The 17535-nt window shown below is 69.5% G+C and carries 16 protein-coding genes; 8 read left to right on the top strand and 8 right to left on the bottom strand.

The genetic code is table 11. The annotated features are described in order from the left end of the window. Position 1: 1 nt before the first annotated feature. A complete protein-coding gene (locus ACN20J_RS04155; protein WP_419665258.1) occupies positions 2-1180 on the top strand; it encodes an FAD-dependent monooxygenase in 1179 nt (392 codons plus the stop codon). Positions 1181-1249: 69 nt separating this feature from the next. Continuing rightward, positions 1250-2044: an aminotransferase class IV gene (locus ACN20J_RS04150; protein ID WP_419665257.1), complete on the top strand. Its 795-nt coding sequence runs from the start codon at positions 1250-1252 to the stop codon at positions 2042-2044. 171 nt (positions 2045-2215) lie between these two features. On the opposite strand, the gene ACN20J_RS04145 is transcribed toward ACN20J_RS04150, so the two are convergent. Then, positions 2216-2707: a carboxymuconolactone decarboxylase family protein gene (locus ACN20J_RS04145; protein WP_361897653.1), complete on the bottom strand. Its 492-nt coding sequence runs from the start codon at positions 2705-2707 to the stop codon at positions 2216-2218. Between the two features lie 93 nt (positions 2708-2800). Here ACN20J_RS04145 and ACN20J_RS04140 point away from each other — a divergent pair, with 93 nt between their 5' ends. Both ACN20J_RS04140 and ACN20J_RS04135 read left to right on the top strand, forming a co-directional pair. Next, complete coding sequence (locus tag ACN20J_RS04140; RefSeq protein ID WP_419665256.1) at positions 2801-3343, top strand: HAD domain-containing protein; 543 nt, start codon at positions 2801-2803, stop codon at positions 3341-3343. A 111-nt stretch (positions 3344-3454) separates the two neighbouring features. Beyond that, positions 3455-5704: an MMPL family transporter gene (locus ACN20J_RS04135; RefSeq protein WP_419665255.1), complete on the top strand. Its 2250-nt coding sequence runs from the start codon at positions 3455-3457 to the stop codon at positions 5702-5704. Positions 5705-5790: 86 nt separating this feature from the next. Here ACN20J_RS04135 and ACN20J_RS04130 read toward each other — a convergent pair whose 3' ends face one another. Then, a complete protein-coding gene (locus tag ACN20J_RS04130) occupies positions 5791-6909 on the bottom strand; it encodes a non-reducing end alpha-L-arabinofuranosidase family hydrolase (protein ID WP_259333729.1) in 1119 nt (372 codons plus the stop codon). 524 nt (positions 6910-7433) lie between these two features. Between ACN20J_RS04130 and ACN20J_RS04125 the strand changes: the two genes are divergently transcribed. Then, a complete protein-coding gene (locus ACN20J_RS04125) occupies positions 7434-8276 on the top strand; it encodes a hypothetical protein (protein ID WP_246575525.1) in 843 nt (280 codons plus the stop codon). A gap of 123 nt (positions 8277-8399) precedes the next feature. On the opposite strand, the gene ACN20J_RS04120 is transcribed toward ACN20J_RS04125, so the two are convergent. The 6 genes from ACN20J_RS04120 to ACN20J_RS04095 all read right to left on the bottom strand — a co-directional run bounded on the left by ACN20J_RS04120 (position 8400) and on the right by ACN20J_RS04095 (position 14660). Next, the gene (locus tag ACN20J_RS04120; RefSeq protein WP_419665254.1) at positions 8400-9890 is read right to left on the bottom strand and encodes a hypothetical protein; all 1491 of its coding nucleotides are present in this window, start codon (positions 9888-9890) and stop codon (positions 8400-8402) included. 211 nt (positions 9891-10101) lie between these two features. Beyond that, entirely contained in the window at positions 10102-10833 is a 732-nt protein-coding gene (locus tag ACN20J_RS04115) for an SDR family oxidoreductase (protein WP_419665253.1), read from the bottom strand. A 135-nt stretch (positions 10834-10968) separates the two neighbouring features. Beyond that, entirely contained in the window at positions 10969-12003 is a 1035-nt protein-coding gene (locus ACN20J_RS04110) for an alpha/beta hydrolase family protein (protein WP_189841779.1), read from the bottom strand. 94 nt (positions 12004-12097) lie between these two features. Beyond that, on the bottom strand, positions 12098-12409 hold the full coding sequence (locus ACN20J_RS04105) for a hypothetical protein (protein ID WP_419665252.1): 312 nt from the start codon (positions 12407-12409) through the stop codon (positions 12098-12100). Continuing rightward, positions 12406-13101, bottom strand: coding sequence for a sigma-70 family RNA polymerase sigma factor (locus tag ACN20J_RS04100; protein ID WP_190231299.1), 696 nt, complete (start codon positions 13099-13101; stop codon positions 12406-12408). The genes ACN20J_RS04105 and ACN20J_RS04100 overlap by 4 nt, the downstream gene beginning before the upstream one ends. Continuing rightward, positions 13098-14660, bottom strand: coding sequence for a sodium:solute symporter family protein (locus tag ACN20J_RS04095; RefSeq protein ID WP_419665251.1), 1563 nt, complete (start codon positions 14658-14660; stop codon positions 13098-13100). The genes ACN20J_RS04100 and ACN20J_RS04095 overlap by 4 nt, the downstream gene beginning before the upstream one ends. Positions 14661-14828: 168 nt before the next feature. Between ACN20J_RS04095 and ACN20J_RS04090 the strand changes: the two genes are divergently transcribed. The 3 genes from ACN20J_RS04090 (at position 14829) to ACN20J_RS04080 (ending at position 17513) form a co-directional block, all read left to right on the top strand. Next, positions 14829-15050: a DUF3311 domain-containing protein gene (locus ACN20J_RS04090; RefSeq protein WP_189841783.1), complete on the top strand. Its 222-nt coding sequence runs from the start codon at positions 14829-14831 to the stop codon at positions 15048-15050. A gap of 109 nt (positions 15051-15159) precedes the next feature. Next, positions 15160-17328 carry a carbon starvation CstA family protein gene (locus ACN20J_RS04085; protein WP_360064185.1) on the top strand — a complete coding sequence of 723 codons (2169 nt, stop codon included), beginning with the start codon at positions 15160-15162 and terminating at the stop codon, positions 17326-17328. Continuing rightward, a complete protein-coding gene (locus tag ACN20J_RS04080) occupies positions 17325-17513 on the top strand; it encodes a YbdD/YjiX family protein (RefSeq protein ID WP_189841784.1) in 189 nt (62 codons plus the stop codon). The genes ACN20J_RS04085 and ACN20J_RS04080 overlap by 4 nt, the downstream gene beginning before the upstream one ends. Positions 17514-17535 lie beyond the last annotated feature (22 nt).

Here is a 17535-nt window from a genome sequence, read left to right as displayed (position 1 = left end):
CGTGAGCCCTGTCATCGTGGTGGGCGCCGGGCCCGTGGGCATGTCGGCCGCACTCGGCCTGCGCGCCCACGGACTCCCCGTCACCCTCGTGGAAGCGGACCCGCAGGGACGCGAACGGCCGGGCAGCCGCGCCCTGTTCGTCCACAAGGAGACCCTGCAACTACTTGAGGGGATGCGCCCGGGTCTTGCCGCCCGCATCGCGTCGTACGGACGGACCTGGCAGACCAGCCGCACCCTGTACCGGGGCCGCGAGGTGTACGCCAGGACGTTCCCGCCGCCCTCCTTCCCGCCTCCGTTCACCAGCCTGCGCCAGGTGGACACCGAGCGGTTCCTGCTCGCGGCCTGCGAGGCGGCCGGGGTGGACATCGCCTGGGGCGCGCGCGTGACAGGCGTCAAGGTCACCGACTCCGGAGTCGAGGTGAGCAGCGACGACGGACGCGGCTGGACGGGCACCCACGTCATCGCCGCCGACGGCGCCCGCTCGGCGGTCCGGCGGGAGCTCGACATCCCCATGGAGGGCACCCGTTCGGAGGGCTTCCACGTAGTGGTGGACGTGTCCGACATCCCCGGCGCCGACCTGCCGCTGGAGCGCGTCTTCCACTACGAGCACCCCGGCGTCGGCGGACGCAGCGTCATGCGCGTCCCGTTCACCGGTGGCTTCCAGGTCGACCTGCAGTGCCGTGGCGACGACTCGCAGGAGTCCTACGGCACCGAGGAGGCGGTACGGCAGTGGCTGCCCGCGGTCGTGGGGGAGGGGTACACCGACCGGATCCTGTGGGTGTCGACGTACCACTTCCTCCGCAAGGTCGCGGCTTCCTTCACCGACGAGGAGCATCGCGTGCTGCTCGTCGGCGAGGCGGCCCATCTCTTCCCGCCCTTCGGCGCCCGCGGCATGAACAGCGGCATCGCGGACGCGGCGGCGGCAGCGACGGCCGTGGCCGCCGGCACCACGGAGGCGGTCGCGGAGTTCGCGGCGGCCCGGCGGACGGCGGCCCTGTTCAACAGCGCGGCGGCCGGTACTGCCCTTGACCATCTGCGGCCCAGCCGCCGGAGCGTACGGGCGAAACAGTGGGCCGCGGCGGCCCTGGCACCCGTACTGCCCTGGTGCGGAGCCTGGTTGGAACACGCACCGTACGGTCCCAGGCACGGATCACCGGCGAGCGCCGGCCGGAAGTACTGACCGGAGCACCTGAAGCACCTGACGCACCGGCACGTACTGATGGACGTACTGAGAGGGGAAAGTATCTTGATGACACAACCAGCAACCGCAGAGGGGCTGTTGGCGTGGATGCCCGGCCGTGGTCTGATCGCCGGCCTGGCGGCCGACACACAGCTGCTGGTCGCGGACTCCTGGCTCGTCCGGGACGGGCAGGTGCGCGGACTCGACCGGCACCGTGAGCGGTTCCTGCGAGCCTGCGGCGACTGCGGAGGTCCGTCACCGGATCAACTCGACGAGTTCTGGCGGGACATGACGGCCGCGCTGCCCCGTACGGGATCGTGGTTTCCCCGCGTCGAACTCGTCGCAGGCTCCCTGCAGTTGCGGCTGCTCCTGCGGTACGCTCCGCCGATCTCCCCGGAGGTACGCGTGTGGGCGGCCGGCCAGCCGGACCCGAGAACCGTGCCACGACGCAAGGGACCCGACCTGGACGTGCTGGCCCGGGTCCGGCAGCGGGCGAGGGGACAGGGCGCGGAGGAGGCGGTACTGATCGCCCCTTCGGGCCTGGTGCTGGAGGGGGCGACCTCCAGCGTGCTGTGGTGGGAGGACGACACCCTGTGCCTGCCCCCTCAGCAACTGCCGATCCTGGCCGGCGTCACCACCGGCCTCATCCAGGAGCGGGCCGTGCACACCGGGATCCGGATGGCCCACCGCGAGCGGACCCTGGAGCAGCTCGCCGGGCGGGAGGTGTGGCTGGTGAACGCCCTGCACGGAATCCGGCCGGTGATCGGCTGGGAAGGCCGCCCCATGGAAGCGGGTCAGGACCTCTACGCCAAGGAATGGCGGGATTGGCTGGATGGCCTGATGGAGCCCCTGCCGGCCGCCTGATCGGATAACTCATCCCATAAATCGGGGAAGGATTCGCGCCGGACCGACTGTATTCGGCCCGGCGCGATTATCCATATCCGGATTCGGTAAATTCCGGAGATCGCTTCTCAGAGATCACTGGAATCACTGAATCACTGGAATCAATGTGATCGATGGGGTCACTGGGATCGCTCAGGCCCTCTTCTGGGCCGGCTGATAGGCGCCCGGAACCATCCGAGTCGCGATAGCGATGCGGTTGTACGCGTTGATGACGGTGGCCGCCCAGATCAGTGCCGCGAGTTGTGCCTCGTCGAAGACCTCGGCCGCCTCCGCGTAGACCTCGTCCGGGACGTGTCCGTCGTGCACCAGCGTCACCGCCTCGGTCAACGCCAGTGCGGCGCGCTCCCGTTCGCTGAAGAAGGGTGTCTCCCGCCAGGCGTTCAGCGCGTACACACGCTGCTCGCTCTCGCCCTGCGCGCGGGCGTCCTTCGTGTGCATGTCGATGCAGAACGCGCAGCCGTTGATCTGCGAGGCGCGAATCCGGATGAGTTCAAGAATCTCCGGCTCGACCTTGGCGTCCTGTGCCGCCAGAACGGCCGCGCCGTGCAGCGCGCCCATTGCTCCGGATACGTCGGGGGTTATTTTCTTCAGGGCCACGCGGGGTGTGGATTCAATCTTGGGCATGGGTCGACTCTATCCGCCTTGTGGACTCCATGAAACGGAAACTGTGCGAATAGTCGTGCGACGATTTCCTGGCAGGACGGCTATTGTGCGGCCATGACCCGATCCGCCGAGCGTCCGTTGCTCTTCCTCGATGTCGACGGTCCGCTCATTCCCTTCGGGGCGCCCTCGGGGCAGTACCCGGGCGGGTATCCGGCCTACGGGACGGACCCGGTGGGGCCCGACGAGAATCCGCTCCTGACCAGGATCAACCCCGCGCACGGACCCCGCTTGATGGCTCTGCCGTGCGAGCTGGTCTGGGCCACCACCTGGATGGCCGAGGCGAACGAGACCGTCGCCCCACTGCTCGGTCTCCCCGAACTGGCCGTCGTGACCTGGCCGGAGCCGGACGACGAAGAGGCCGAGCGGGACGCGCGGCGCGGACTGCACTGGAAGACCCGCGCCCTGGTCGACCGGGCGGCCGGCCGGGCGTTCGTCTGGGTCGACGACGAGATCACCGACACCGATCGGGCCTGGGTCGCCTCACACCACCGCAGGCATGCCCTGCTGCACCGGGTCGACCCGCGCCACGGCCTCACCGACGCGGACTTCGACGCCCTCGGCGAGTGGCTGGCCACCGAAGCCGCCGACGGTTCCTGACTCCTGGAGCACTCGACGGGCCTCCCGCCTCCAAGCGACGCTCCGTATGACGGTGTGATCAAAGCGTCGTTTAATGGGGAAAATCGTGATCATTCACTGCGGGAGCAGCCCATGTCGCCAACGCGGTCCAGTACAGGGGACGGGCAGGACGCACCCGGGCGGCTGCGCAGGCTGGGGGAGTGGTGTGCCCGGCACTTCGTGATCGTCATCGTGGCCTGGCTGGTCGTGCTGGCCGCCCTGCAGGTGCTGGACCGCTCGTTCGGCGGAGACTACTCGGACGACTTCCAGCTCCCCGGTGTCCAGTCGGAGAAGGGCCTGGACGTACTGAAGGAGCACGACCCGGCGGCGGGCGGCTACAGCAGCCAGATCGTGCTGCGCGACGACAAGCAGTCGCTGACGTCGGTGAGCTCGCAGATGGGCCAGACGATCACCGACCTGCAGAAACTTCCCCATGTGCTTTCGGCGCAGAACCCGTTGACGGCCCCGTCCCAGCAGTCGTCGCAGTCCTCGGACCAGTCCCAGCAGCCGAACGTGGGCCCGCTGTCCAGCGACGGGAAGACCGGCTACATCACCATCCGCTTCGACGTACAGCCGTCGACGCTCGGCGACTCGTACCTCGACGGAGTGGACAGCTCGGTCCAGCCCCTGAGGTCGGCGGGCGTGGAGGTCGAGTACGGCGGCCCCCTCGGTGAACTCGCCAGGCCCGCCCCCGACGACCGGATCAGCGAGCTGATCGGATTCGCGGTGGCGATCGTCGTGCTCCTCGTCGGTTTCGGCAGCGTGCTCGCGGCCGGCATCCCGCTGCTGACCGCCCTGATCAGCGCCGTGGGAGGGCTGGCCTGCCTTGGGCTGCTCGCCTCGGCCTTCACCTTCGCCACGGTGTCCCCGACCTTGGCCACCATGATCGGCCTCGGCGTCGGCATCGACTACGCGCTGTTCCTCATCACCCGCCACCGGCAGAACCTCATGAACGGCGACGACCCGGTCCGCGCGGCGGGCCGGGCCACCGCCACCAGCGGCCGGGCCGTGCTCGTCTCCGGCTGCACGGTGATCATCGCGCTGGCCGGTCTCTCGGTCTCCGGAGTCAGCTTCATCGGCCTGCTGGGCGTGGCCGCGGCCGTGACGGTCGTCTCGGCCGTCATCGGCGCGCTGACCCTCGTCCCCGCCCTGCTCGGGCTCATCGGCCACCGTATCGACCGCTACCGCGTACGCCGCCCCGTCGCGGAGACGAACGCCGCCCCGGGCGAGCCCGTCGAGGGCACCTGGCACCGCTACGCCCAGCGCGTGCAGCGCCGCCCCTGGTGGTTCCTGGTCGGCGGAGTCGTCACGGTCCTCGTCCTGGCGATCCCGGTGCTCTCGATCCAGCTCGGCCACATCGGCGACGGCGCGGACCCCAAGTCGTTCACCGACCGACGGGCCTACGACCTGATGTCGGACGCCTTCGGACCCGGTTCCAACGGCCCGTTGACCGTCGTCATCGACCAGACCTCCGTACCGTCCGACCAGCGTTCGTCACTGGCGACCCAGGCGCAGAAGTCCCTCACCGATGTGCAGGGCGCGGCCACGAGCACACAGCTCACGCCCACCCAGGACGGTGACGTGCTGGTGGGCACGGTCTACTCCAAGGAGGCCCCGCAGAACGCGGACACCACCGACCTGGCGAACCGCCTGGTCGACGAGACCCTGCCCCAGGCCGTCTCCGGCACCGACGCCAAGGGCTATGTCACGGGCACCACGGCCGCCCAGGTCGACTTCCGTGACATCGTCGCGGAGCGCCTCCCGCTGATCATCGCGGTGGTGGTCGCCCTGGCCTTCCTCATCATCCTGATGGTCTTCCGGGGCCTGCTCGTCGCTCTCAAGGCGGCCGTCCTCAACGTCCTGTCCATCGCCGCCTCGTACGGCGTGGTCGTCGCCGTCTTCCAATGGGGCTGGGGCGGACCGGCGTTGGGCGTGTCGGGCAAGGTGCCGATCGAGAGCTACGTACCCATGATGATGTTCGCCATCATCTTCGGCCTCAGCATGGACTACGAGATCTTCCTGCTGTCGCGTGTCCACGAGGCCTGGCTGCGCACCGGGGACGCGAAGGCCAGCGTGGCGCACGCCCTTGAGATCACCGCCCGCGTCATCACCTGCGCCGCCCTGATCATGGTGAGCGTCTTCGCCGCGTTCATCGTGAGCGACAACATCGTCGTCAAGATGCTCGGGCTCGGCCTCGCCGTGAGCGTGCTGATCGACGCAACTGTCGTACGCCTGCTCCTCGTTCCGGCCGTCATGACCCTGCTCGGCCGCCACGCCTGGTGGACGCCGCGCTGGCTGGACCGGATCATGCCGCACGTGGATCCGGAGGGGGACCACGACTGAACGGCGACCACGGCTGAACGGGCGGGGCGTCGTCGCGATCCGTACGGGAGGTGCGGGCCCCCGCCTCCGCAGGGGCCCGCGGTCGGTCAGCAGGCCGAGTTGGTCTGGGTCAACAGGCCGAGGCGATAGGGGTGTTGGGAGTAGTCGCCGGTGGCCGACGGGTTGAGGCCCTGGTAGAGGAACTGCAGACGGCAGGGGTTGATCGTCATGGTCTGGTCGTTGCCCGCGCGGATGAGTTCGCCGTGGCTGATGTCCTTCGTCCACGCGCCGGAGGGGAACGTCACCTTGGTGGCGCGGGCGAACGGGTTGGCCTCGGTGGCCGCCAGCGGCTGCCACTGACCGGTGAGTCCCTGGGCCGTGAAGGAGCGGTAGTACCGCCTGCCGTCGCCGGCGAAGGCCTCCCACAGCAGCAGATAGGTGTTGGTGCCCTGTACGCGGTAGACGGCGCCGCCCTCGAACAGGGCGAACTTGGAGTCCTGGAGCACGAGTTGGGTGTTGCGGAAGCCGCCGGGGAACTCACCGACGCTGGTCTCGGAGCGGTACACATGGCCGTTGTCGTCCGCGGAGAACAGGTAGCACATGGCGCTGTCGCAGATGTTCCAGTAGTCGAGCGTGCCCGACGGGGCGGCGTTCTGGAACGTCCTGGGCGCCGACCAGCTCTGCGGGTTGCCGGGGTTCGTGCTCGTGGAGTACGAGGGCGGACCGGTCTGGTAGACGAGGTACCACAGGTTCTTCGGCGCGAAGTAGAAGACCTGCGGGGCGGCCCGGTAACCGGTGCCGATGTTGGGATTGGTGTCCAGGTAGGTGAGCGGGGCCGCCGAAGCCCCCGACCAGTCGGTGAAGCTCGTGTAGGCCAGGCTCCAGGACCCGGCCGTGTTCGCGGTCGTCATGAAGACGTGCCACTTGCCGTTCGCCTGGACCACCGTCGGGTCCTTGACGGAGACGACGGGGTGGCTCGCGTCGGGCTTGGGCGAGATCAACTGGCCGCTGGACGACCACGTGAAGCTGCTCGGAAGTTGCGCCGCGACCGCCGATTCCTTCGGAGGCGGAGCGGAGTACGACCGTGTGGGAACGGCGAGCAGCGACATCGCCAGGCCCAGCAGGAAGACCATGGCCGCGCGACGGGCGCGATGGACGCCATGGGCGTGGTGCATGTGCCGGATGTGGTGATGGTGCGGGCGTAAACCGTGTGCGAGTGCGGGCATGGGGGCTCCCAGGGGAGGTCGGGGCTCGCCGCACGAACCGTTACTGCCATGTCTTTGTTCGTGCAGTCGAACATGGACCGGCCAGTTGGACGCCTGGGATGATAGGAGCCTCACCAGGACCGTCAATACCCCTCGCATCATTCGGTTCGCACGTCGCATCTTTCGGTGCCGCCTCGCGAGGCCCCGGAGCCCGCTCCCGCCTCGCGGTCCACCTCCGGATCACGCCCTTCCGGGCCGGGGAAGGCGGGTCGTGATCAAGTCGAAACATGGTGAACTCGTGAAGGATTGACGAGAGTTGTGAAAGGTGACAAGAATTCGGATCACTCCACTCCGCTGTGTCTCAAGCGAGTGAAGTGGCGCGAGTGACTCGGTCGCGCACGCCTTCGTTGCGTCCTCCCGCGTCGGTCACATGCGCTCAGCCACCTCCCACACATTTCGATCCACAGAGGCCCATTTTGTCGCGTTCGCAACAACCCAGGATTCCGGCTGCCCTCGCAGCGTCCGCTTTCCTCGCAGTCGCCGCCGTGCCCGTGTTCGGGGCCGGCGTCGCACACGCCACGCCCGGCGGGACCTGCGAGTCGGCCACCGTCCAGTACCGCCTCGTCGGCGCCGACGGAGGTGTCGTGGGCGAGGACTGGACCTCGCAGGGCGGATTCCGCTCCTGGGACACCATCCCCGGCCCCGTCGAGGTCCGGCTGGCCCCCGGCCAGAAGGTCGCGGACGGCTGCAAGTACCCCGTCTCCCTTGCCGAATACACCACCGAGGGGCCGAACTGGGCCACTTCCGGTCGCCAGACCATGGTGGACAAGGCAACCGTCTACCTCACCGCCGCGGACGTGGCCGGTGACGACGACGCGAAGCGGACCTGGCAGAAGCTGGCCGTGAAGCTGCCCGACTGCTACGGCCAGATCGACCTGTACGGCGACGACGTCGCGTACGACGGCAAGACGGGCGAGGGGCACGGCCCCGCTCCCTACCAGCCCGACGGCGTCAACACTCCGTACCACCTCATAGCGGCGTGGAACGGAGGCGAGAAGGAGTGCGCCGACAAGCCGTCGGACTCGCCCAGCCCGACTCCGACCCCTTCGGAGCCGACCCCGTCGACTCCCGCGGGCAGCACGCCGCCCGCGGAGGAGACGACTCCGCCGCCCACCCCCAAGCCCTCCGCGACGCCTCCCACGACGCCGGACGTGCCGCCGCTGTCGTCGAAGCCGCCCGTCACCCCGGAGCCGTCGTCCAGCGACAGCACGCCGCCGCTGGCGGAGACCGGCGCCGGCGCGCCGGTCGGTCTGATCGCCGGTGGCGCTGCCGTGGTGATCGCCCTGGGCGCCGGTGCGGTGTTCGCGGCCCGCTCGCGTCGCTCGTGACGGACGCGCACGGGATCGTCCTCGTGCCGTAGCGCACACCTGAGGCTCCGCCTCCCGGTCGGCACCATCGGTGTCGGCCGGGAGGCGGAGCAGTTGCCCGAGGGCCCCGTCACGCTCAGGAGGTCAGGGGGCGATGCCCACGCCGTTGATCCGGCTCCAGGACTTCTCCTGGGCGGCGCTCATCGCGGGCCAATGCAGCCCGCCCGGGCGGGGGTTGACCCGCGTGGCGTACGAACGGGGGTAGAAACCCGCGTCGTAGAAACAGCCGGTCCCGTACTTCTTGTCGAACGCGCCGCAGGACGCCGCGAGCGACTTCGGCGTCGGCTTCTTTCCTGTGCGCACCCAAGTGCTCAGAGCCGAGATCGAGTTGGCGTACTCGGAATTGCTCAGCCCGCTGTGTTCGCTTTCCCGGGTGAAGGACTGCACGAGCTTCTTGTCCCGGTGCGCACCCCGAAGGCTGTCGCGGTAGGCCGCCTCGTGCTCGATGAACGCCGTCGGATCGTCGATGGCGTGGAGCGTGAGGACGGGAATCGAGACCTTGCCCGTGAGATCACTGTCGTACGACAGATCGCGAACGGCGGTCGGATCCGCGGAGAACCGCTCGACGCCCGCGTTCAGCGCCTTGTCGTCATGTGACCCGGAATAGCGAACACCCTTGTTGCTGAACGGATTTCGCCCGCCGAGCCGGGTGTGCACGATGTCGCGGAACGTGAACGTCGCGAACCGCAGATGCGATTCCAGGGTGCGCTCCGGAATGCCCGTGACCGCGAGGATGTCGTCCAGGTTCTGCTGCTGCAGAGCGGTCCGCTCCTCGGCGGGGGAGGAGAATCCCGTGCATTCCTCCAGTCGGGCGCGCAGCCCCGCGCTCGTCATGGTCGAGGTCGCACGCAGCCCCTCCCACAGCGGGTACTGGGGCTCGGTGGGGCGAGGGTGGTTCTGGCAGTAGTACTGATAGACCACCCGCAGGTCCACGCGGTAGTCGTAGCCGCGGGAGCCGCCGCCGAGCACGCCGTTGGTGAGCAGGGCGCCGTCGTAGGGGCCGTGCTTCTTCGCGCCGTACGTCTCCACGACCTTCGCGGCGACGTTGCCGCCCCAGGACTGACCGTGCACAAAGGTCCGCTTCGGCTTGTCGAACTCCTCGACGAACAGGCGGCGCAGATTCTCCGTGTCGGCGGCGGCCATCCGCGTCCCGTAACCACCGCGGCGATACGACGAGCCGGCCCACGCATAGCCTTCGTCCACCATCACCGACCAGCGTTCCAGATCGCCGATGCTGCGCTCCGGGTCGGAATCCGCGCCGAGATCGGGGCCTCCGTGCGCGTGCATCACGAGCGAGCCGTTCCAGTCCTTCGGGACGGCGATCGCGTAATAGGCGCCGTTGGAATCCTGCCCCGTGTAACAAGTGGCCTTTCCGGTCAGGGTGGTTGGGCACTCCACGGAAGCCGGACCGCCCGCGGTCTCGGAGGCGGAGGAGACGGCCGACGTCGGTCCGGCGAGTGCGCCGACGAGAATTCCCGCGAGGCCCGCGGCCAACGCGGCACGGCGGCGTCGAAGTCCTTTGGCCCCGTTGTGGATGTCAGGGATACCCGACGTTCCGAGTCTCGGCCGGTCCATGGGCGTACTCCTTCTCCTCATCGGCGCACCGTTGCGCAGCGGGGCCGATGCTAAGGAGAGGCAGGCTGAAAACCCATGGCTTGATCATTTGCGTTCATAGTGTTCATTCGGCGGTGACCGCAGGTGTTCATCCGGCGGTGACCGCAGGCTTGCCGGGCAGCCGTGGGTATTCCCGCCGTGGGTATTCCTGCGGTCGGGACCGCCGATGGGTTCAGGAGAGCCAGTCGGTGTAGCGGGTGGGCGCGATGTGCGCGTCCTTCGGGGCGATGAGGACGGCACCGCGCACGGCCGCGAACATGCCCGCGCTCTCGTCGGTCATGACCGTGCGGCCGTCCGGACGGGCGTCCAGCGTGATCCTGCCGAGCTCGTCGAGCCGGTAGACGTCGGGGCCCGCGACATTGCGGATGCCCCGCAACGGGGCGCCCGCGGCGACCTCGGCGACCGCGGCGGCGACGTCCTTGGCCGCGATCGGCTGGATCGGTGTGCTGGGCAGGCGGACGGTGTCGCCGTCGGAGGTCCAGGACAGGACCGCGTCGACGAACTCCATGAACTGGGTGGCCCGGACGATCGAGTAAGGGACAGGCCCGGACCTGAGGACGTCCTCCTGGAGGGCCTTGGCCCGGTAGTAGTCCAGCTCGGGCACCTGGTCCACGCCGACGATCGAGAGGATGACGAAGTGTTGGACGCCGCTCTTCTGGGCGGCCCCGAGGAGGTTGTCCATCGAGGTCTGGAAGAACGCCGGAGAGGCCTCGTCGAAGGTCGGGGAGTTCGTCAGATTGATGACGGTGTCGGCGCCCTCCACGGCCTGTTCCAGGCCCTTGCCCGTGATGACGTCGACTCCGGTGGACTGGGAGTGGGGCACCGCGTCGTGCCCGGCCTCGTTGAGCTTCGTGACGACCTGCGAACCGATCAGTCCGGTACCGCCGATCACTGCGAACTTCATGACACGGCCTTTCCGTCTGGGTCTGTCGCTCGACATGCCAATCGCTCCCGATTCGGGAGGGACCGTACAAACGGTAGAGGAAGGTTCCAGTAGCCGCTCGGCATCCGGTGAGTGCCGACAGCCGACCGGGGCGGATCAGCGCAGATGCTTCTCGAAGAAGTCCATCGTTGTGTCCATCGAGGCCGGCCACTGCGGGGCGAACGTGTGGTGCTCGCCCTTGTACTTCACCAGCTCGACGTCCTTGCCCGCCTTCTCGAACGCGGCGGTGGTCCGCTCCGACCAGACGATGGGGCAGCTCTCGTCGGCCGTGCCGTGGTGGATGAGCAGCGGTTCGGTCACCCGGTCGACGTAGGTGATCGGGGAGGCTTCCCTCCAGAACTTCGGGTTCTCCTCCGGGGTGCCGTGTGTCTTGTCGATCTCCGCGACGACCGCGTCGCCGTCGCCGCGCTGGAAGTGGTCGATGTTCTCGTCCGGACGAGAGCTCACCGGGGCGAACACCACGGCGGCGTCGACCAGACCGGGCGCGACCACCAGCGTGTTGTACACGACACCGCCGCCCATCGACCGCCCCAGCAGACCGATCCGCTCGCCGTCGATCTCCGGACGCCCCGACGAGCGCAGAGCCTTGACGGCACCGATGGTGTCCTCGGTGTAGCCGAGGCGCAGGTTGACGTCATTGTCCGGGTCGTCGTCGGAGCCCGCGTGGTTGCGGTAGTCGGTGTGCAGGACGACATAGCCGTTGCGGGCCAGCAGCTCCTGCTCCCGGGCCAGTCCGCGTCCGCTGGTGTAGACGGCCGGGTCGATGTACCCGTGCGCCAGTACCAGAGCCGGGAAGGGCCCCTTGCCCCTGGGAATGTTCATGATCCCCGAGATCGTCAGCCCGTTGGCCTCGTACGTGACCGCGTACTGGGTGTAGGCGTCGGTCCGCACGCGTACGTTCCCGAGCTTGAGGTCGGAGCCCCGGTGCTCGCGCTGGATCAGCCCCGGGATCGACACGGGGTTGGCCGGAGTCGGGGTGGGCGTGGGGGTGGGCGTCGCGCTGGGGGTCTTGGCGGAGGCCCGGGCCGAGGTCGGCGGGCTCGTGGGCTCGGGGTCGCCGTCCCCGGTGCAGCCGACAGCGGCCACCAGTACCAGCCCCGCGGCACCACAGGCCATGCTCCGAAACCGCATACGGCCAGTATCCCCCCGATCGGCCGCTACGAGAGGTGCCGTACGAGTTCTCGACGGCGGGACGGCCGGGAGGGCACGACCCCGCGGCCGTCCATCACCCCGGGACGGCGGCCACACCGCTGGAAGTGACCTGGCTCCCCGCGCCGGAGAAGATGACCCCGGGCTCGGAGGGTGCCTGGTTCAGGACCCACAGACCGATCAGGGTGGCGAGCGTGAAGACGACCGCGATCAGGACCGCGAGCACGAGCCGGCGACGCCGCTCACGGCGCAGCCAGGCGCCGCGGGCCGTGCGGTAGGCGTCGGGGGCCGGGTGCACCCCGCCGGCCAGCGCCTCCAGGGCCTCGCGCAGCTCTTGTTCCGTACGGTCCGGCTCGTGTTCCGTACGGTCCGGAGAGGTGTCGTTCATCGCCGGGCCTCCATCGCCTGGGTCAGGGCGGCGATGCCGCGTGCGGTGTGTGTCTTGACCGATCCGCAGGAGATTCCCATCGCGGCGGCTATCTCGCTCTCCTTCAGGCCGAGCCAGTGGCGCAGCACGAGCGCTTCGCGCTGCCGTGCGGGCAGTTGCTGCAGCGCGTCGATCAGTACGCGCTGGTCGTCGTGGAGCAGCGCGGTGCTCTCGGCGGAGGCCACGACATCGCTCGGAGGGTTCTCGACGTGCTTGCGCGCGACCTGGAGGTGGCGTATCCGCATCCGGGTCAGATTGCACACCGTGGACCGCAGATAGGCCTCCGCCGCCTCGGAGTCCCGCAGCCGGCGCCACTTCCGGTAGATCTGGTAGTACGCCTCGGCCACGACGTTCTCCGGATCGTCGGCGCCGAGCAGCACGGCCAGGCGCAGCATCGAGGAGTAGTGCACCTCGAAGAGCCGGGCCAGGGCGGCTTCCCGTTCCAGGTCGACGGGATCCCCGACCGCGGGGGACAGGGGCGTCGTCTCCTCGGGCGCCCCTTCGCGCACGCCGTCGGGGCGGGACTCTTCTTCGAGTCCGGGACGGTCCGCGCCCGGCGGCCGGGCCGTCGCCGCGCGCGGAACGCGTGGCTCGGGGACGGCGGCCGGAACAGCCTGCGCCACCGTCGAGCGGGTGTGCTGTCTGCGTCTCACGGGTTGGTGGCTCCCGTCTCGGGGCGGCGCCTGACGGTCAGGCGCGACGGTAGGTCGGTGACATCGGCGCCGCGCGGGACGCCGAGCCGTTCGAGGGCCGCGGTGCCGAGCAGGGCGACGGCCAGATTGAGGACCAGGGCCGCGAGTCCGGCGTAGATCTCCAGCGGCCGGTCGGCGGAACCGAAGGCCACGATCGACGAGAACCCCTCGCGGACCACCAGGAACGTGCCGGCCGTCATGCCCACGGCCCACCCGGCGATCAGCGCCCGCGGATGCAACCGGCCCGTGAACAGGCCGACGGCCACGGCGGGAAAGATCTGCAGAATCCATACGCCGCCGAGCAGTTGGAGGTTGATCGCGTCCTGGTCGCGCAGCCCGAACACGAAGGCCACCGCCCCCACCTTCGCGGTGAGCGAGACCGCCTTGGCGATACGCACCTGGCGTTTCGGCGTGGCCGTCGGCTGCACGTACTCGACGTACACATTGCGTACGAAGCAGGTCGCGGCGGCGATCGACATCACGGCGGCCGGGACGAGTGCCCCCACGACGATCGCGCCGAAGACGAGCCCGGCCAGCGGCCCGGGCATCAACCGGTCGACCAGCATCGGCACGGCCGCCTCGGCGCCTCCCTCCGGCGCTTGAACGCCCGCCGCGAGGGCCGCGACGCCGAGGAAGCCGAAGAGCGCGAGCAGGCCCGTCCAGGCGGGCAGGGCCACGGCGACCTTGCGCAGGGTGCGCGGGCTGTCGGCGGCGAATCCGGCGGTGAGCACGTGCGGGTACATGAGCAGGGCCAGCGCCGAGCCGAGGGCGAGGGTGGCGTAGGCGGGCTGCTGCTCGGGGGAGAGGAGCAGAGGGGAGTGCGCGGTGTCCGTACCGCCGAGCCGTTGCGCGGCCCGGTCGAAGAGCGGGCCGGGGCCGCCGAGCCGGTCGAGGACCAGCCAGCAGACCGCGGTGAGCGAGACGAAGACGGCCACCGCCTTGAGCGCGGAGATGACGGCGGGTGCCCGCAGCCCGTGCCGGTACGTCGCCACCGCGAGACCCGCGAAGAGCGCCACCATCACCAGGTCGCCCGCCGCGCCGCGCGGATAGACGCCCCCGGCGGTGAGCACCGCTCGTATCCCCAGCAACTGGAGCGCCAGATACGGCATCGTCGCCAGGATCCCGGTGAGCGCGACGACCAGGGCCAGCGGCGGTGAACCGTACCGTCCCCGGACGAAGTCGCCGACCGTCACATAGCCGTGGCGGCGGGCCACCGCCCACAAGCGGGTCAACAGGACGAAGGCCAGCGGACAGACGATCACCGTGTACGGGACCGCGAAGAAGGCGGGCGCCCCGTTGCCGTACGCCAGGCCGGGGACGGCAGTGAAGGTGTACGCGGTGAAGATCGTGCCGCCCAGCAGCAGCCAGGTCCACACCGGACCCAGGCTCCGGTCGGCCAGCGCCCAGCCCTCCAGGGACGGCAGCCGGTCGGTGGGGCGCAGCCGGCGTGCCGTGACGGCGAGCAGCGACGCTCCGCCGATCACGGCGAGAAACGTCGCGGTCATGGCGACATCCGCCATGGGTCACCGTCCTTGGTGTGCCTGTGCCCTTGCCGGAGAGTTGCGCGGGCACCCCACTCGGAGGACAGAGAACCGGCGGGAAATCTTCTGGAAATTCGCTGTCAACCAGTTCCGGCCGGTGGGCAACTCTTGCACAGACCGAAAAGCAGGGGGAGAGGAGCGCAGGTCATGGCACCCACGGATCATCACCGGCTACGGCGCGTCGCGATCGCCGTACTGCTCCTCGCGCCCGCCGCCGGTCTGCTGTGGGTCCCCTGGTACGCCGGTGAGAGTCCACGGCTCGCCGGGACGCCGTTCTTCTACTGGTACCAGCTCGCCTGGGTGCCGGGCTGCGGCCTGTGCCTCCTCGCCGCGTACGCGCTGACCAGGCACGACCGCCACGACCCCTAGGCCTACGTACGACCGCCACGACCCCTGGCTCGTACGCGTTCCGCAACCCGCACCGCCGACCCGTACGCATCCGTACCACCACACATCACCGTAGAGGTGAGGAGCCGCCATGCCCACGTCAGTCATGCCCGAATCCGGTCGCCCGGCGCCGGAAGAGCCGCCGCCCGCACGCTCCCGGATGACACCGCGGTCGATGCTCCTGTGGGCCGCGGTCGCCCTGATCGGCGCGATCGGCTGGGGCGTCCTCGCGCTGGCCCGCGGCGAGGAGATCTCCGCGGTCTGGCTGGTGGTGGCTGCCCTCGGCTCGTACGCCATCGCCTACCGCTTCTACTCCCGCTTCGTCGCGCGGCGCGTACTGAAGCCCGACGACCGGCGGGCCACCCCCGCCGAACGCCTGGAGGACGGAGTCGACTTCCAGCCGACCGACCGCCGGGTACTGCTCGGGCATCACTTCGCGGCGATCGCCGGCGCCGGGCCGCTGGTGGGGCCGGTGCTCGCGGCCCAGATGGGGTATCTGCCGGGCACCCTGTGGATCGTCGCCGGAGTCATCTTCGCCGGGGCGGTACAGGACATGGTCGTGCTGTTCCTGTCCATGCGGCGGGACGGCAAGTCGCTCGGGCAGATGGCCCGGGAGGAGATCGGCAGGGCGGGTGGAGCCGCCGCCCTGATCGCCGTCTTCGCCATCATGATCATCCTGCTCGGGGTGCTGGCCCTGGTCGTGGTCAACGCGCTCGCCCACTCCCCGTGGGGCACCTTCTCGGTCGCCATGACCGTCCCCATCGCCCTGTTCATGGGCTTCTGGCTGCACCGCATCCGGCCGGGCCGGGTCGTCGAGACCAGCCTGATCGGTGTGGCGCTGCTGCTTCTCGCCATCGTCGGCGGCAGCTGGGTCCAGGAGTCCTCGCTGGCCGACACCTTCACGCTCAGTCCGACGACCCTCGTCTTCTGTCTCGTCGGCTACGGCTTCGTCGCCTCCGTGCTGCCCGTGTGGATGCTTCTCGCGCCGCGCGACTACCTCTCCACCTTCATGAAGATCGGCACCATCGCACTGCTCGCGGTCGGTGTGATCGTGGCAGCGCCCGTGCTGCGGACCGACGCGGTCAGCGACTTCGCCTCCTCGGGCACGGGCCCGGTCTTCGCCGGATCCCTCTTCCCGTTCCTCTTCATCACCATCGCCTGCGGCGCGCTCTCCGGCTTCCACGCGCTGGTCGCCTCCGGGACGACCCCGAAACTGATCCAGAAGGAATCCCAGGTCCGCATGATCGGCTACGGCGCCATGCTGATGGAGTCGTTCGTCGCGATCATGGCGCTGATCGCCGCGGCCACCTTGGAACCCGGCCTGTACTACGCGATGAACGCGCCCGCCGGGCTGCTCGGCACGACGGCCGAGTCCGCCTCCCAGGCGGTGGCGGGCCTCGGCTTCACCATCACCCCCGACCAACTGACGCAGGCGGCCAAGGCGGTGGAGGAACAGACCCTCATCGCCCGCTCGGGCGGAGCACCGACCCTCGCGGTCGGCATGTCGGAGATCTTCTCCGGAGTCTTCGGCGGCAGCGCGATGAAGGCCTTCTGGTACCACTTCGCGATCATGTTCGAGGCGCTGTTCATCCTGACGACGGTCGACGCAGGCACCCGCGTCGGACGCTTCATGCTCCAGGACATGCTCGGCAACGTCTGGAAGCCGATCGGCCGGGTCAACTGGAAGCCGGGCATCTGGCTGTGCAGCGCCCTCGTCGTGGCGGCCTGGGGCTACTTCCTCCACTCCGGCGCCACCGACCCCCTCGGCGGAATCAACCAGCTCTTCCCGCTCTTCGGCATCGCCAACCAGCTCCTCGCCGCCATCGCCCTCACCGTATGTACAACCGTCCTCGTCAAGTCCGGGCGGCTGCGCTATGCCTGGGTCACCGGGGTCCCGCTGGCCTGGGTGGTCGCGATCACCTTCACTGCCGGCTGGCAGAAGATCTTCTCCGCCGACCCGCGCGTCGGCTTCTTCGCCCAGCGCGAGCGGTACGCCGACGGCATCGACGCCGGTCAGGTCCTGCCGCCCGCCAAGACCCTCGACGACATGCACACCGTGGTCACCAACTCCACGGTCGACGGCGTCCTGATCGCCCTGTTCCTGCTCCTGGTCGCTGTGGTGATCGTCAACGCGGCCGTGGTGTGCGTACGCGCCGTACGGTCGCCCGTCCCGCTGCCGACGACCGAAACGCCGTACGTCGAGTCCCGCATCGACCTCCCGGAGCAGTCCGCCGAACCCCTGGCGGGAGCCCGGACATGAGCGTCCGGCGATGGGCACGGGCCGTGCGCTGGTACCTGCGCGAGCTGACGGGGGAGGCGGAGTACGACCGCTACTGCGAGCGCCATCTCCGCCACCACCCACTCGCCCCGGTACCGACACCACGCGAATACGAGGCACTGCGCGCCCGGCACCGGGAGGACCATCCGCAGAGCCGCTGCTGCTGACTCGGAGTTCACCACCGGAGGG

The sequence above is a fragment of the Streptomyces sp. 2-1 genome (genome assembly GCF_048564895.1).
GTDB lineage: Bacteria > Actinomycetota > Actinomycetes > Streptomycetales > Streptomycetaceae > Streptomyces > Streptomyces phaeochromogenes.
Note: the sequence above shows the minus strand (reverse complement) of the source record. Positions and strands in the feature narration are given on the sequence as shown.